The organism is Nocardiopsis endophytica, assembly GCF_027706725.1.
In the GTDB taxonomy this organism is placed as follows: Bacteria; Actinomycetota; Actinomycetes; order Streptosporangiales; family Streptosporangiaceae; genus Nocardiopsis_A; species Nocardiopsis_A endophytica.
In genome coordinates this window covers 17,550-30,838 of record NZ_JAQFWQ010000088.1, presented here as the reverse complement: position 1 = coordinate 30,838, position 13,289 = coordinate 17,550, and the positions used below count along the sequence as shown (strand labels likewise).

The following is a 13,289-nucleotide window of genomic DNA, read 5'->3' as shown; positions in this document are numbered from 1 at the left end:
AGCGTCGTTTCTCCCGAGATCAACGCGGAGCGCACCCGCCTATCCGCGCGGGCTCCATGTCCGGACGGCAGGCGGGGGATCCGGCCCTTCGCCGCGTTGCCCGGACCGCCCGTCAGCCGCCCTCGAAGCTGATCTCCACGCGGCGGTTCTCGGCCCGGGCGCTCGGGACGTCGTTGCCGTCGCCGTCGGTCTCCTCGGCGACCGGCTCGCTCGACCCCCGGCCCTCGGCCTCGATGTCCGGGGCGGCCGATCCGAGTTCGTCCTCGATCGCGCTCTTCACCGCCTCGGCCCGCTTCTCCGACAGCTCCTGGTTGTAGGCGTCGTCCCCGATGCCGTCGCTGTGCCCGACGACCTCGACGGTGCCCTCGGCGCCCTCCAGGCGCCCGGCGATGTCGGCGATCGTGTCCTGGGCGGCGTCGGTCAGCGAGGCCTCGTCGAAGGCGAACAGGACGTCGGCGGCGATGGTGACGGTGGTGGTGCCGCCCTCGCTCTTCTCGGTCTCCAGCTCCTCGACGGACTCGGACGGGTCGATGCCGATCACGGAGGGGGCGGGGTCGATGGGGATCACCGCGTCGGCGATGGTCTCCGGCGTCACATCATCGGGATCACCCGCGACCTCACCGGTGTCGGCGGCGGCGGCCGGGGTGAGCGCGAGCGCCAGCGCGGCGCCGACGGCTCCGGCTCCCAGCGTGCGCGGCCCTGCCGCGCGGCGGCTCACCCCTCCTCCTGCAGCGGCACGTTCATGATCGGGTCGAACCCGTAGAAGTAGATGTCGAAGGCGGTGGCCTCCTCGCGCGGGGCGGCGAAGAAGGCGGTGAGCACCGTCGGTTCGTCGTAGGTGATGTCGGTGGTGACGGACGGTTGCAGGTACCCGCCGGCCTCGTCTTCGACGACCTTGTAGCGCAGCAGGTTCTCCATGTCGACGAGCCAGATCTGAGATCCGGACGTCGATGCTCCGATCGTCGTGAGGTTCGGCCTGCGATCAGCGTCCGAGCTCGGGGTCCCGGCGGTGAGCGTGTAGTCGAGCTGCATCAGGTCCCCGCGCACGGTGAGCCCGTTGACCTCGATCTTCACCTCGCCCTTGTGTTCGTTGTAGGGGAAGGTCCCCTCGGCGATCACCTCGTCCGTGGAGACCTGGGAGGGTGAGGCGGCGGCTCCGCCGCCTCCGCCGTCTTCAGGGGCCTTGTCGCGGCTGTTCGCCGAGCACCCCGCGAGGGCGAGGGCGACGACGAGCGCGGGGGCCGCGGCCTTGACTGCTGGACGCACGGGGAGACTCCTTCGGAAGCGATGTGGGGGATGGGGTCCGCGAGGTCGGATACGTCCCGAGCGCAACAGGTTCGCCGGCGGCCACGCAGTGTCCGGATTCGGTCACGCTGCATGGGTGCTCGGGGAGGATCCGGAAGAGCGGGCGCGGGGCGGACGGCGGGTCACTCCGCCGTGCGCCCCGCGCTCATTGGGTGTCGGGGACGCGGCACCCTGCGGTGCACGCGCCTCAGGGGCAGAGGGCGTCCAGCGAACCGGCCTCGTCGCCGACCTGGCGCCCGGGCGTCGTCGGCGACGGATCGTCCAGGCCCGTGTACTCCTGCCACTCGGTGGCGTCGTCCCCGTCCTGGCCGTCGGTTGGGCCCTCCTGGCCGTTCTGGCCCTCCTGGCCCTGGCCGTCCGCGCCGTCCTCGCCCCCGCCCGTCGGGGTGTCGGACGGGGAGGGGGAGGGCCCCGGCCCCGCGTCGCCGCTGTCGGCGCCGTCGCCCTGGGCCTGCTCCTGCTCGCCGACCGCGTCGGAGACCATCTGCCGGATGGTCTTCCAGTCCGGGTAGGCCGGGTCGACCTGGGGCGGGGTGAGCTGGAGGGTCTTCATCGACCCCTGGTCGTCGATGAGGTCGGCCAGCTCGATGAAGGCGGGCACCTTGGTCTGCGGGATGTCGGTGCGCAGCGTGCGCTTGGCGGCCCCGGCCAGGTCCTGGTAGCCGCGCAGGACCGCGGTCGGGTCGGCCTGCTCGACCACGTACTTGAGCAGGCAGCCCTGGCGCCCCATGCGGGTGTAGTCGTCGCTGTTGACGCGGCTGCGGCCGTACCAGAGGGCCTGGTTGCCGTCGAGGTGCTGCTGGCCGGCGGGCAGGATGTCGCCCTCCAGGCCGTAGGGGATCGGGTCCTCCAGGTAGACGTCGATGCCGCCGATGGCGTCGATGATCCCCTCGAAGCCCTTCATGTCCACCAGGGCGTAGTACTCGGGCTCCAGGCCGGTGATGTGGCCGACCACGGACTTGAGGGTGTCGGCGGCGGGGTCGTCGGCGCCGGGGTTCTCGGCCAGCTCCTCGGGGTTCTCGGCGACCGCCTGGTAGACCTCGTTGAACAGGTCGTCGAACCCGGCCGGGGGCGGGTAGGCCTCGGCCAGCTTCGAGCCCTCGGGGAACTGCACGTCCTCCAGGTTCCGGGGGATGCCGATGAGCACCACGTCGCCGGTCTCGACGTCGATGCTCGCCAGCATCGTGGAGTCGTTGCGCATGCCGTAGCGGTTGCTGCCCGAGTCGCCGCCGACGAGCAGCACCTCGATGCGGTCGCGGCCGTTCCACGGGTCGGCGGCGTCGTGCGGCGGCTCGCCCAGCGGGTCGACGGACCCGAAGACCGAGGAGAGCGTGGAGTAGGTGACGTAGGACGTGTGCATCACGGCGGCGGCGGGGGCGGCGGCCACCACGCAGAGCACGACGACCAGCGCGCCGCCCGCGGCCGCGGCGCCGCGGCGGGCGGGGCGCGGGCGGGTGATGACCCAGGAGTGCACCACCACGGCCATCCAGACGACCGTGCCGACGAAGGCGATGGCGGAGGCGGTGAGCAGCCACCGGCCCTGCACCGCCATGCTCGCCCCGAGGGCCACGTCGCCGAAGACGAGGAGGCCCGCGGCGGCGATCGCCGCGATCGCCAGCGCGTATCCGCTGAGCAGGACGATCCCGGCGGTCCGGCGCCCGGTGCGCAGGTGGGCGATGCCCGGAAGGACGAGCGAGGCCGCGGTCAGCAGCAGCGCTCTTCCCAACCCCGATGGGCGTGCCGCCGCCTCCTGCTGCTCATCCCCTGGTGATGCCATCGGGGTCCCTTCTCTTCATCCCCCGCCCGCCGTGGCGGACGGTTCTGTTCTCGGGCGCGCCGCCGTGCGCGTCGTCGGACTTCCGGCGCCGCGGTCCGGACGCGGCGTCACTTATGGGCGTACCGCATCCGGCGGCGACCATGCCGGATGACAGTGTCTCGCTTTGCCGGAGTCGTCCGCACGCGGGGACGCGACACGGCACGTTAGCCATCTGTCCGTCATGTCGCAAAGACCGGTCGTATGTCTGGTCTCGCGGGCATGCATCGCCGAATACGTGCTTGTTTCTTCCGTGATCTGTAGTTAAGGAACGCCGCAACTGCCATGATCTGGCCGCAGGAGGGGGCGGCGCCCGGGGGGAATGGGCGCCGTCGAAGGAACGAAAGGCGAAAATCGTGCTCGATGCGGTCGACGCTGCGCTCATGCGGGCGCTGCAGGGGGACGGAAGAGCGACCTATCAGGCCCTCGCCGACGGGGTGGGGCTCTCGCGCACGGCCGTGCGCGCCCGGGTGCGCCGCCTGGTGGCGCTCGGGGCGATCAGGATCGTCGGGGTGCTGCACGCGGGGGTCATGGGCCGGGAGGTGTTCGCCCATGTTTCATTCACCGTTTCCGGCCCGGTGGGCCCGCTGCTGGGGGAGCTGGCCGAGCGGGAGGCCGTCACCTTCGCCGCGCAGACGGCGGGGCGCTTCCCCGCCGTGGCGCAGGTGCGGGTCCGCGACGACCAGGCGCTGGCCGAGGAGGTCGCCGCGATGCGCGTGCTGCCCGGGGTGGGGGGAGCCGAGGTCTTCCGGGCGGGCGGCGTGGTCAAGGACGCCGACAGCGGCGTCCGCGAGCTCAAGGACATCGCCATCGACCCGCTGGACTGGCGGCTGGTGCGGCACCTGCAGCACGACGGCCGCGCCTCCTACGCCGAGCTGGCCCGCAGGGTGGGGCTGTCGCAGGCGGCGGCGCGCTCGCGGGTGGTCCGGCTGATCGAGGCCGGGGTGGTGCACGTGACCGCGCTGGTGGAGCCCACCGTGGTCGGCGCCGACGAGCGCCTGGGGTTCGGCGTGCGCTGCCGGGGGGACGCCTCGGTGCTCGCGGCGCGCCTGGCCGCGGTGCCGGGGGTGTCCTTCCTGGCGGTCGGCTTCGGCCGGTACGACCTGGTGGGCTCGGCCGCGGCGGCGGACCGCGCCGCCCTGGTCGAGGCGGTCGAGGCGATCCGGGCCTGCCCCGACGTGGGGCGGCTGGAGACGTGGGAGCATCTGCGGGTGGCCAAGGAGCGGCTCCGCGGCGACGGGGGAGCGGCCCCGGCGGCGGTGCCCCGAGCGAGGAAGGGCGTGGCGGCGTGAACACGGCGGGGGCGGGAGCGGCCCGGGACGGGGCGGCGGCGCCGTCACGGACCCTGAGGCTGGGAGAGGCGGCCTTCGCCCCCGGTGAGCACGCGGTGATGGCGGTCGTGAACCGCACCCCGGACTCCTTCTACGACCGCGGCGCCACCTTCGCATTCGGCGCCGCGCTCCGCGCCGCCGACGCGGCCGTGGAGCGCGGCGCCGACATCATCGACGTCGGCGGGGTCAAGGCCGGGTACGGCGCCGAGGTGGACGAGGACGAGGAGATCGGGCGCACCGCGCCGTTCATCGCCGAGCTGCGCCGCCGCCACCCCGGGGTGGCCATCTCGGTGGACACCTGGCGCGCGCGGGTGGGGGAGGAGTGCGTGCGTGCCGGGGCCGACCTGATCAACGACACCTGGGCGGGCGCCGACCCCGACCTGGCGCGGGTGGCCGCCGCCACCGGTGCGGGGCTGGTGTGCAGCCACACCGGGGGGCTGGGGCCGCGCACCGACCCGCACCGGGCGGCCTACCGGGACGTGACGGCCGACGTTGCGGAGACGGTCGCCCGGCTCGCCGAGCGCGCGGTCGGCCTGGGCGTGCGCCCGGAGGGCATCCTCGTGGACCCCACCCACGACTTCGGCAAGAACACCTACCATTCGCTGGAGCTGACCCGCAGGCTGGGGGAGCTGGCGGCGACGGGGTGGCCGGTGCTGGTGGCGGTCTCCAACAAGGACTTCATCGGTGAGTCGCTGGACGCGCCGCTCACCGACCGCCTGGCGGGCACGCTCGCGGTCCTGGCGGTATCGGCCTGGGAGGGGGCCCGGGTCTTCCGAGTCCACGACGCCGGCGCCGCCCGGACGGCACTGGACACGGTGGCGGAGGTACGAGGGTCAAAGGTTTAGCCGTCTGCGCCGCCCCTGCGTCGTTGATCTCGGGAAAAGCGCCCCTAAAAGCGGCCCGGTAGCGTCGTTTCTCCCGAGATCAACGCGGAGCGCACCCGCCTGTCCGCGCGGGCCTTAAGCCGTGCGGCGGGCCCGTGAGACCGGCAACGACGCAGGTAGGCGGCCCATGCCTCAGCGCTGTCGGCCGCCGGGCGTGCGGATGGCCGCCGTCGATGGCGGCGACGGAGTGAGCGGGGCGGTTCCCCGGCCTTGCCCGCCGTCCGGCGGGCTGCTCGCGGTCCGGGTGCCGGCCGCACGCCTGCCGGCCGACGATGCTGCCACACAGGTCGCTGACCTTCGTCGTCGCTGACCTCGCGGCCTTGCGCTCCACCAGCCCGCCGCCCGGCTGGGGTCCGTGAGCGGGGGCCTGCTCAGCCGCCCGACCGCCCGGACCGCGAGAGGGTGGACGGTCGGTCGGCGAGGCCGGGGAACCGTCCGGCTCCGGCCTCGCCGGCCTTGCGAGGGCCATCCGCGCGCCTGCCGCCCCGGCGGTGCCGCCGAGGTCCTGTCAGGGGGTGCGTCGGGCGACATCGCAGGCCTGAACGTGTAACCGGCGGTAGCGTTTTTTTACCGATTCCTGTCCGCACGTCTTGCGCACCAGGGAAGTTACCCATGAGTATGAAGGGGTCGGGCCGCCGCCGGACCCTCTCTCAGGCGTGTGCGGCCCACATCAGGCGCGGTGCATTCGGGGAGGTCGACGTGGCGCTTGCGGATACCTTGACGGCGGTCGGAACAGCGGCGCTGACCAGGAGCGGGGCCCTGCCCCTCGGGGCCCACCTCTTTCCCGTCCAGCCGGGGGAGGGGCTCGCGGCCACGGTGCTGCCGGTGCGCTGCGCCCCCGGCGACAACCTCGCCCTGCACGCGGCGGTGGCCCAGGCCGCGCCCGGCACGGCGCTGGTGGTGGACGCCTCCGCCGACCCCGAGTTCGGCTACGTCGACGAGATCCTCGCGGTGGCGGCGCGCATGCGCGGTCTGGCCGGGATCGTCGTCGACGGGTGCGTGCGGGACCTGGGCGCCATCGCCCGGACCGGCCTGCCGGTGGTCAGCGCCGGGGTGTCCCCGCGCGGCACCGCCCACGAGGCCGGAGGCGCGGTGGGCCGCGAGATCACCATGAACACCGGCGGCGCGCCGGTGCCCGTGCGCCGCGGCGACTGGGTGGCCGTGGACGACGATGGCGTGGTGTGCCTGCCGCGCGGCCGGGCCGCCGACATCGTCGCCGACGCGCTGCGGGCCGCCACCACGGACCGCGAGCTGGTCGAGGCCGTGTGCGCCGGAGAGAGCACGATCGAGCTGCTCGACCTCGACCCCACCCGGGTGGCGGGCTGGGAGGGCGGCCCCGGCCGGTTCGAGGCCGCCCCGGCCGCCGAGCGCTAGCAACGGCCACCTGCACGCGGGACCGTGCGTCCGACTGTCAGGTGGAGCGCGGATTCGCCTCTGCGACGTGTGGGGCCCGGCGACGGACCGCAGGGCCCAGCCTCGATGACTTCGCCGCCGACGGCCGCCCCCGCGATGATCTCGACAAGAGTGCCGTCACAACCGCCGGAATGACAGCACTTCCGTCGAGATCATCGCGGAAGGGCCGCGGGCAATGGGACGGGCCCGCGCGCCGACCGTGAAACCCGCCTCTTCCGATGGGGTGGAGAGGCGGTCCCCGCGGCCGGGCGCGGGCCCGGTTCCGCCGCCCGCGCCCTCTCAGTCGTCGGCGCGGGCGAGCAGCTCGTCCAGGTAGCAGGCGGCCTCGCGCAGTGCCTCGGCCTCGTCGCCCTCGCGGATGGCGTCCGCGAGGCGCTTGTGGTCGAGGTCCTCCTGAGGGGCCTGGATCAGCGCCGACTGGGCGATACTGTCGTAGACGACGGACGCGATGTCGTCGTAGAGCTCGATCAGGAGCGGGTTGTGCGTCGCGTTGACGACCGCCCGGTGGAAGGTGAAGTCGGCCTCGACGAACGAGGACATGTCGCGCTCGCGCCACGCGCTGTCGCGCAGGGCCAGCGCGCGGTCGATGTCGGACAGGTCCTCGACGGTCCGGCGGCTCGCCGCCAGGCGCGCCGCCTCCATCTCCAGGGCGCGCCGCACCTCGAGGTTCTCCCGCATGCGCGACCGCTCCAGGCGGCGGCGCAGCGCCCCGCCCAGTTCGCTGGAGGCGCGCACGAAGGTGCCCGCCCCCTGGCGGATCTCCAGGAGGCCCGCGTGGGCCAGGGCGCGCACGGCCTCCCTGACCGTGTTGCGTCCCACCTCCAGCTGGTCGGAGAGCTCCGACTCGGTGGGGATGCGGTCGCCGACACCCCACTCGCCAGAGTCGATCTGTGTTCTGAGCTGGCTGATGACCTGGTCGACCAGGCCGGTCCGGCGCGTCGAGGCGAGGGGCACGCGGTTACCTCCTACGGGTGTCGGCCCACCGTGGGCCACATCATGAGGGTCGGTTAAAGCCGGAGCTTAGACCAGCCCGCGCGGGGAACAGGCCGTCCCCGCCAATGCGTTACGCTGTCGATGTAGATCCTGTCATCCTATGAATAAGGGGGGCGAGTGACAAGCGCCACAGCCGAACGCGTCCATCGGACCGGCCCGGCGGCGGGCCGGGGACGCCGACGGCACGTCGCCTGGCTGCTGATCGCCGGCGTCGCCCTGGCGGCGATCAACCTGCGCACCGCCATCACCAGCGTCGGGCCGCTGCTCGACGAGGTGTCGGCGGGGCTGGGCATGTCCACCACCGTCGCGGGGGTGCTGACCACGCTGCCGGTGCTGTGCTTCGCCGCCTTCGGCGCGGCCACGCCCGCCCTCATCCGCCGCTTCGGCGAGCACCACGTGCTCGTCGCCGCGCTGGCCGCCCTCACCGCGGGCCTCGCCGCCCGGGTGCTGTTCGGCGACCCCTGGACCTTCCTGGCGCTGAGCGCGGTCGCGCTCTCCGGCGGCGCGGTCGGCAACGTGCTCCTGCCCACCCTGGTCAAGCAGCACTTCCCCGAACGGGTCGGCACGATGACCACCCTGTACACCACCGCGCTCGCGGCCGGGACGACCATGGCCGCCGCAGCCACGGTGCCGGTCTTCGACGCCACCGGCAGCTGGCGCACCGCCCTGGGCATGTACGCCGTGTTCGGCCTCATCGCCGCCGTGCCGTGGGTGCTGGTGCTGCGCCACGAGCCCGCCAAGCAGGACCCCGCCCAGGCCACCTCGCTGCGGACCGTGCTGGGCACGGCCATGGGCTGGCAGTCCGTGCTGTTCTTCGGCACCCAGTCGACCGTGGCCTACATCATGTTCGGCTGGTTCGCCCAGATGCTGCGCGACCAGGGCATGAGCGCGGGCGGCGCCGGGCTGGCGCTGTCGCTGCTGACCGCCCTGGCGGTGCCCACCTCGCTGGTGCTGCCCGGCCTGATGGCGCGCGCCCGGGACCACCGCGGATACGTCGCCTTCTTCTACGTCTGCTACGTGCTCGGCCTGGGCGGGCTGTGGATCGCCCCGACCTCCGGCGTGTGGGTGTGGACCGTCCTCATCGGCATGGGCATGGGCACCTTCACCCTGGCGCTCACCTTCTTCGCGGTGCGCACGCGCACACCGGCGGCGACCGCGGCGATGTCGGCGTCCAGCCAGAGCCTGGGCTACCTCATGGGCGGGCTCGGCCCGTTCCTGTTCGGGCTGCTGCACGACGTCTCCGGGGGCTGGCACGCGCCGCTGGCCCTGGTGGCCGTGCTGGTGACCGGCAACATGGTCGTGGGCATGTTCCTCGGGCGCCCGCGCTTCCTGGAGGACGCGCTGGAGCGCAGGGCCGCGCGCGCGGCCGCCCGGACCGGCGCGTCCGGCTGAGGCCCGCGAAGGGCGGTCGGGCCCGGTGCGCCGAGGAGGGGGCGGCGCACCGGGCCCGACGTATGCCGGGGATGCCGGTACCGGTCGGCTCATCCGCCCGGGAGCCAGTCCACCTTCCCGATGAGGGCGACCGACCCGGCGAAGGCCACGATGTCGATCAGGGAATGGGCGATCACGAGCGGCATCACCCGGCCCCAGCGCTTGTAGGCCCAGCAGAACACCAGCCCCATCACCAGGTTGCCGAAGAACATCCCCACCCCCTGGTAGAGGTGGTAGGTCGCGCGCAGCACCGAGCTGAACAGGATGGCGCGCACCGGTGACCAGCCGAGCTGGTCGAGCCGCAGCAGCAGGTAGCCGACCACGATGACCTCCTCCAGCACGCCGTTCTTCACGGCCTGCAGGACCAGGACCGGGTACTGCCACCAGTGCGGCTCCAGCGTGCTTGGCGCGACCGTCACGGTCAGCCCCAGGCGCCAGGAGACCAGGTACACCACCAGTCCCCCCAGGCCGATCGCCGCTGCCAGCGCCGCGCCGCCGAGCAGGTCCGGGCCGGGGCGGCGCAGGTCGAAGCCGATCGTGGCGGCCGACTCGCGCGTGCGGTGCAGCAGGAACAGCACCAGCGCCACCGGGGCGAACGCGAACACCAGCGAGGCGGTCTGCCGGGACAGGTCCAGCCACGGGCGCTCGGCCTCGGCGCGCGGCGCCACCAGGCTCGCGCTCTGGTCGGCGAGCGAGCCCGGGGCCGTCAGCGCGCCGGTGAAGGAGATGACCGCGTACACCGCGGACGCGCCCAGGGACAGCGCCAGGACGCAGGCGATCTCCCAGCCGAGGGTCCGGCCGGTGACCGGCGCGGGCCGGGGCGGGGCGGGGGCCGGGCGCGCCCGCTCCCGCCCGTCGGAGGCGGCCCCCTCGGGCGGGGGCGGCGGGGCCGGGGCCGGAGTGGATTCGGACATGCGGCCGATCATCGCACGCCCTCCGGCGGCGTGCGGACCCCCTCCCGCGGGCCCTGCCCGCGGGGGCCTTCGCACGAGGGGCCGCGCACAAAGGGGCCGCGCACGAAGGGGCCGCCGGTCCCACGGGTGACACGAGGCCGTGGGACCGGCGGCGGGGGGACGGCCCGCCCGCCGCGCCCCAGCCACGAAAGCGGGGCGGGCGGCCCGTCAGGGACGAGGATCCAGTATCAGTGAGCCGCTGAGAACTGGTCCTCTTCAGTGGAGCCGGTGAGCGCGGTGGTGGAGGCGTCCGGGGTGATCGCCGTGGAGATCAGGTCGAAGTACCCGGTGCCGACCTCGCGCTGGTGGCGGGTGGCGGTGTAGCCGGCGGCCTCGGAGGCGAACTCGGCCTCCTGCAGCTCGACGTAGGCGCTCATGCCGCTCTGGGCGTACCCCTTGGCCAGGTCGAACATCGAGTGGTTCAGGCTGTGGAAGCCGGCCAGGGTGATGAACTGGAACTTGTAGCCCATGTGGCCCAGCTCGCGCTGGAACTTGGCGATGGTCGCGTCGTCCAGGTGCTTCTTCCAGTTGAACGACGGCGAGCAGTTGTAGGCGAGCATCTGGTCGGGGTACTCGGCCTTGATCCGCTCGGCGAACTGGCGGGCCACCTCCAGGTCGGGGGTGGAGGTCTCCATCCACAGCAGGTCGGAGTAGGGCGCGTAGGCCAGGCCGCGGGCCACGCAGGCCTCCAGCCCGTTGCGGACCCGGTAGAAGCCCTCCGCGGTGCGCTCGCCGGTGACGAACTGCCGGTCGCGCTCGTCGATGTCGCTGGTGATCAGCGTCGCGGCCTGGGCGTCGGTGCGCGCCACGACCAGCGAGGGGACCCCGGCGACGTCGGCGGCCAGGCGGGCGGCGTTCAGCGTCTTGACGTGCTGGCCGGTCGGGATGAGGACCTTGCCGCCCAGGTGGCCGCACTTCTTCTCGGAGGCGAGCTGGTCCTCCCAGTGCACGCCCGCGGCGCCGGCCGCGATCATGCCCTTCATCAGCTCGTAGGCGTTGAGCACCCCGCCGAAGCCGGCCTCGGCGTCGGCGACGATCGGCGCCGTCCAGTGCGGGGCGTCCTCCTCGCCCTCGGACCAGGAGATCTGGTCGGCGCGCAGCAGGGCGTTGTTGATCCGGCGGACGACCTGGGGCACCGAGTTGGCGGGGTACAGGCTCTGGTCGGGGTAGGTCTGGCCGGCCTGGTTGGCGTCGGCGGCGACCTGCCACCCGGACAGGTAGATGGCCTTGAGCCCGGCGCGGACCTGCTGGACCGCCTGGTTGCCGGTGAGCGCGCCGAGGCTGTTCACGTAGTCCTCGGTGTGCAGCAGCTTCCAGAGCCGCTCGGCGCCCTGGCGGGCGAGGGTGTGCTCCTCGGTGACGGACCCGCGCAGGCGGACCACGTCGGCGGCGGAGTAGGTGCGCTCGATGCCGGCCCAGCGGGGGTCGGTCTCCCACTCCCGCTCGAGCGCCGCGGCGGCTTCCTGCTGACGGCCGGTGATGCTCATGTGCTTCCCGCCTTCTTGTTTCCCCTGGTCGACGTAGAGGCTGGAGACCCGTCCCCGTGGGCCCTAAGGGCCGTGGGGGGCGGTGTGTTCCCCGCCTGTGCCAACGATTCTTCGCAAAGTTCCAGGGTTTTTCGAGCGGAATCCGTGTGAAGATCTTCGAATCTTTCCCTACTATGAACCCATGACGTACTTTGGTACCGAAGAAATCCCGTCTTTGCCAGGAGACCTGGACCTGGTCACCTTCGGCCAGCGGCTGCGCCACCTCCGCCGGGCGCGCGGGATGACCCTCGCCGACCTGGGCGAACGCGTGGGCCGGGCCCCCTCCCAGCTCTCCCTGCTGGAGAACGGCAAGCGCGAGCCCAAGCTCTCCCTGCTCACCTCGCTGGCCCAGGCGCTGGGCGTGTCCGTGGAGGAGCTGCTCTCCCGCCAGCCCCCGAGCCGCAGGGCGCAGCTGGAGATCGCGCTGGAGGAGGCCCAGCGCGACCCCGTCTACCAGAGCCTGGACCTGCCGCACCTGAAGGTCGGCAAGCGGGTGCCCAACGACGTGCTGGAGCACATCGTGGGGCTCTACGACGAACTGCGGCGGCGCAGCGTCAAGCCGACCGCCACCCCCGAGGAGGCGCGCCGGGCCAACGCCGAGCTGCGGCGCCAGATGCGCGAGCGCGGCAACTACTTCCCGGCCATCGAGAAGGCCGCCCAGGAGACGCTGGACGCGGTCGGCTACAGCGGGGGAGCGCTGTCCCAGGGCCAGATCCTGTCGATCGTCACGCACCACGGGTTCACCCTGCGGTACGTGCAGGACCTCCCGCGCTCCGTGCGGTCGGTGACCGACACCCGCAACCGCCGCCTCTACCTCAAGCGCGAGTCGCTGGGCATGCACAGCCCCCGCACGATCCTGCTGCAGACGCTCGGCCACTTCGTCCTGGGGCACCAGCAGCCCCGCGACTACGCCGACTTCCTCAGACAGCGGGTGGAGGCCAACTACTACGCGGCGGCCGTGCTGATCCCCGAGGCCTCGGCCGTCACCTACCTCCAGGAGGCCAAGAAGGCGCGCGACCTGTCGGTCGAGGACCTGAGGGACGTCTTCTCCGTCTCCTACGAGATGGCGGCCCACCGGTTCACCAACCTGGCCAACCGGCACCTGGACCTGGTGTGCCACTTCATCCGCAACGACGAGACCGGGATCATCTACAAGGCCTACGAGAACGACGGCCTGGTGTTCCCCACGGACGAGAGCGGGGCCATCGAGGGCCAGCGCATGTGCCGCTACTGGTCGGGCCGCCAGGTGTTCGCGTCTCCGGACCGGTACTCGATCTACTACCAGTACACCGACAAGCCCAACGGCACCCACTGGTGCGTGGCCCACGTGGACCCCAGCCGCGAGCGCAACTTCGCGATCACCCTCGGGGTCCCCTACAAGGAGTCGCGCTGGTTCCGGGGCCGGGAGACGACCAACAGGACGAAGTCGAACTGCCCGTCGGGCGAGTGCTGCGTGCAGCCGCCCTCGGACCTGGCCGCGCGCTGGGAGGGCAACGTCTGGCCGTCGGCGCGGGCCCACTCGCACGTCCTGTCGGCCCTGCCGTCCGGCACGTTCCCCGGCGTGGACGAGACCGACGTCTACACCTTCCTGGAACGCCACGAGGCGGACTAGATGGGGGCGCACGGATCCCCGGTGCCAT

At 72.9% G+C, this 13,289-nt stretch carries 11 protein-coding genes; 5 read left to right on the top strand and 6 right to left on the bottom strand.

Going from position 1 to position 13,289, the window contains the following annotated elements; translation table 11 throughout:
• Positions 1 to 112: 112 nt before the first annotated feature.
• From O4J56_RS24035 to O4J56_RS24025, 3 genes are all read right to left on the bottom strand, one after another.
• Entirely contained in the window at positions 113 to 718 is a 606-nt protein-coding gene (locus tag O4J56_RS24035) for an OmpA family protein (protein WP_270688866.1), read from the bottom strand.
• On the bottom strand, positions 715 to 1,266 hold the full coding sequence (locus O4J56_RS24030; RefSeq protein WP_270688865.1) for a hypothetical protein: 552 nt from the start codon (positions 1,264 to 1,266) through the stop codon (positions 715 to 717). Before O4J56_RS24030 ends, O4J56_RS24035 begins: the two co-directional genes overlap by 4 nt.
• 226 nt (positions 1,267 to 1,492) lie before the next feature.
• Entirely contained in the window at positions 1,493 to 3,082 is a 1,590-nt protein-coding gene (locus tag O4J56_RS24025; protein WP_270688863.1) for an LCP family protein, read from the bottom strand.
• A 392-nt stretch (positions 3,083 to 3,474) separates the two neighbouring features.
• Here O4J56_RS24025 and O4J56_RS24020 point away from each other — a divergent pair, with 392 nt between their 5' ends.
• From O4J56_RS24020 to O4J56_RS24010, 3 genes are all read left to right on the top strand, one after another.
• The gene (locus tag O4J56_RS24020) at positions 3,475 to 4,410 is read left to right on the top strand and encodes an Lrp/AsnC family transcriptional regulator (RefSeq protein WP_270688861.1); all 936 of its coding nucleotides are present in this window, start codon (positions 3,475 to 3,477) and stop codon (positions 4,408 to 4,410) included.
• Positions 4,407 to 5,294 carry a dihydropteroate synthase gene (folP, locus tag O4J56_RS24015; protein ID WP_270688859.1) on the top strand — a complete coding sequence of 296 codons (888 nt, stop codon included), beginning with the start codon at positions 4,407 to 4,409 and terminating at the stop codon, positions 5,292 to 5,294. The genes O4J56_RS24020 and folP overlap by 4 nt, the downstream gene beginning before the upstream one ends.
• 738 nt (positions 5,295 to 6,032) lie before the next feature.
• Positions 6,033 to 6,707, top strand: coding sequence for an RraA family protein (locus O4J56_RS24010; protein ID WP_270688857.1), 675 nt, complete (start codon positions 6,033 to 6,035; stop codon positions 6,705 to 6,707).
• 318 nt (positions 6,708 to 7,025) lie between these two features.
• On the opposite strand, the gene O4J56_RS24005 is transcribed toward O4J56_RS24010, so the two are convergent.
• Positions 7,026 to 7,700, bottom strand: coding sequence for a FadR/GntR family transcriptional regulator (locus O4J56_RS24005; protein ID WP_270688855.1), 675 nt, complete (start codon positions 7,698 to 7,700; stop codon positions 7,026 to 7,028).
• A gap of 156 nt (positions 7,701 to 7,856) precedes the next feature.
• On the opposite strand from O4J56_RS24005, the gene O4J56_RS24000 reads away from it, so the two are divergent.
• The gene (locus tag O4J56_RS24000; RefSeq protein ID WP_270688853.1) at positions 7,857 to 9,131 is read left to right on the top strand and encodes an MFS transporter; all 1,275 of its coding nucleotides are present in this window, start codon (positions 7,857 to 7,859) and stop codon (positions 9,129 to 9,131) included.
• An 89-nt stretch (positions 9,132 to 9,220) separates the two neighbouring features.
• On the opposite strand, the gene O4J56_RS23995 is transcribed toward O4J56_RS24000, so the two are convergent.
• Together O4J56_RS23995 and aceA are read right to left on the bottom strand one after the other, a co-directional pair.
• Positions 9,221 to 10,096, bottom strand: coding sequence for a CPBP family intramembrane glutamic endopeptidase (locus O4J56_RS23995; protein WP_270688852.1), 876 nt, complete (start codon positions 10,094 to 10,096; stop codon positions 9,221 to 9,223).
• A 215-nt stretch (positions 10,097 to 10,311) separates the two neighbouring features.
• Positions 10,312 to 11,610: an isocitrate lyase gene (aceA, locus tag O4J56_RS23990; protein ID WP_270688850.1), complete on the bottom strand. Its 1,299-nt coding sequence runs from the start codon at positions 11,608 to 11,610 to the stop codon at positions 10,312 to 10,314.
• Positions 11,611 to 11,824: 214 nt separating this feature from the next.
• On the opposite strand from aceA, the gene O4J56_RS23985 reads away from it, so the two are divergent.
• On the top strand, positions 11,825 to 13,261 hold the full coding sequence (locus O4J56_RS23985) for a helix-turn-helix transcriptional regulator (protein WP_270688868.1): 1,437 nt from the start codon (positions 11,825 to 11,827) through the stop codon (positions 13,259 to 13,261).
• Positions 13,262 to 13,289: the final 28 nt, after the last annotated feature.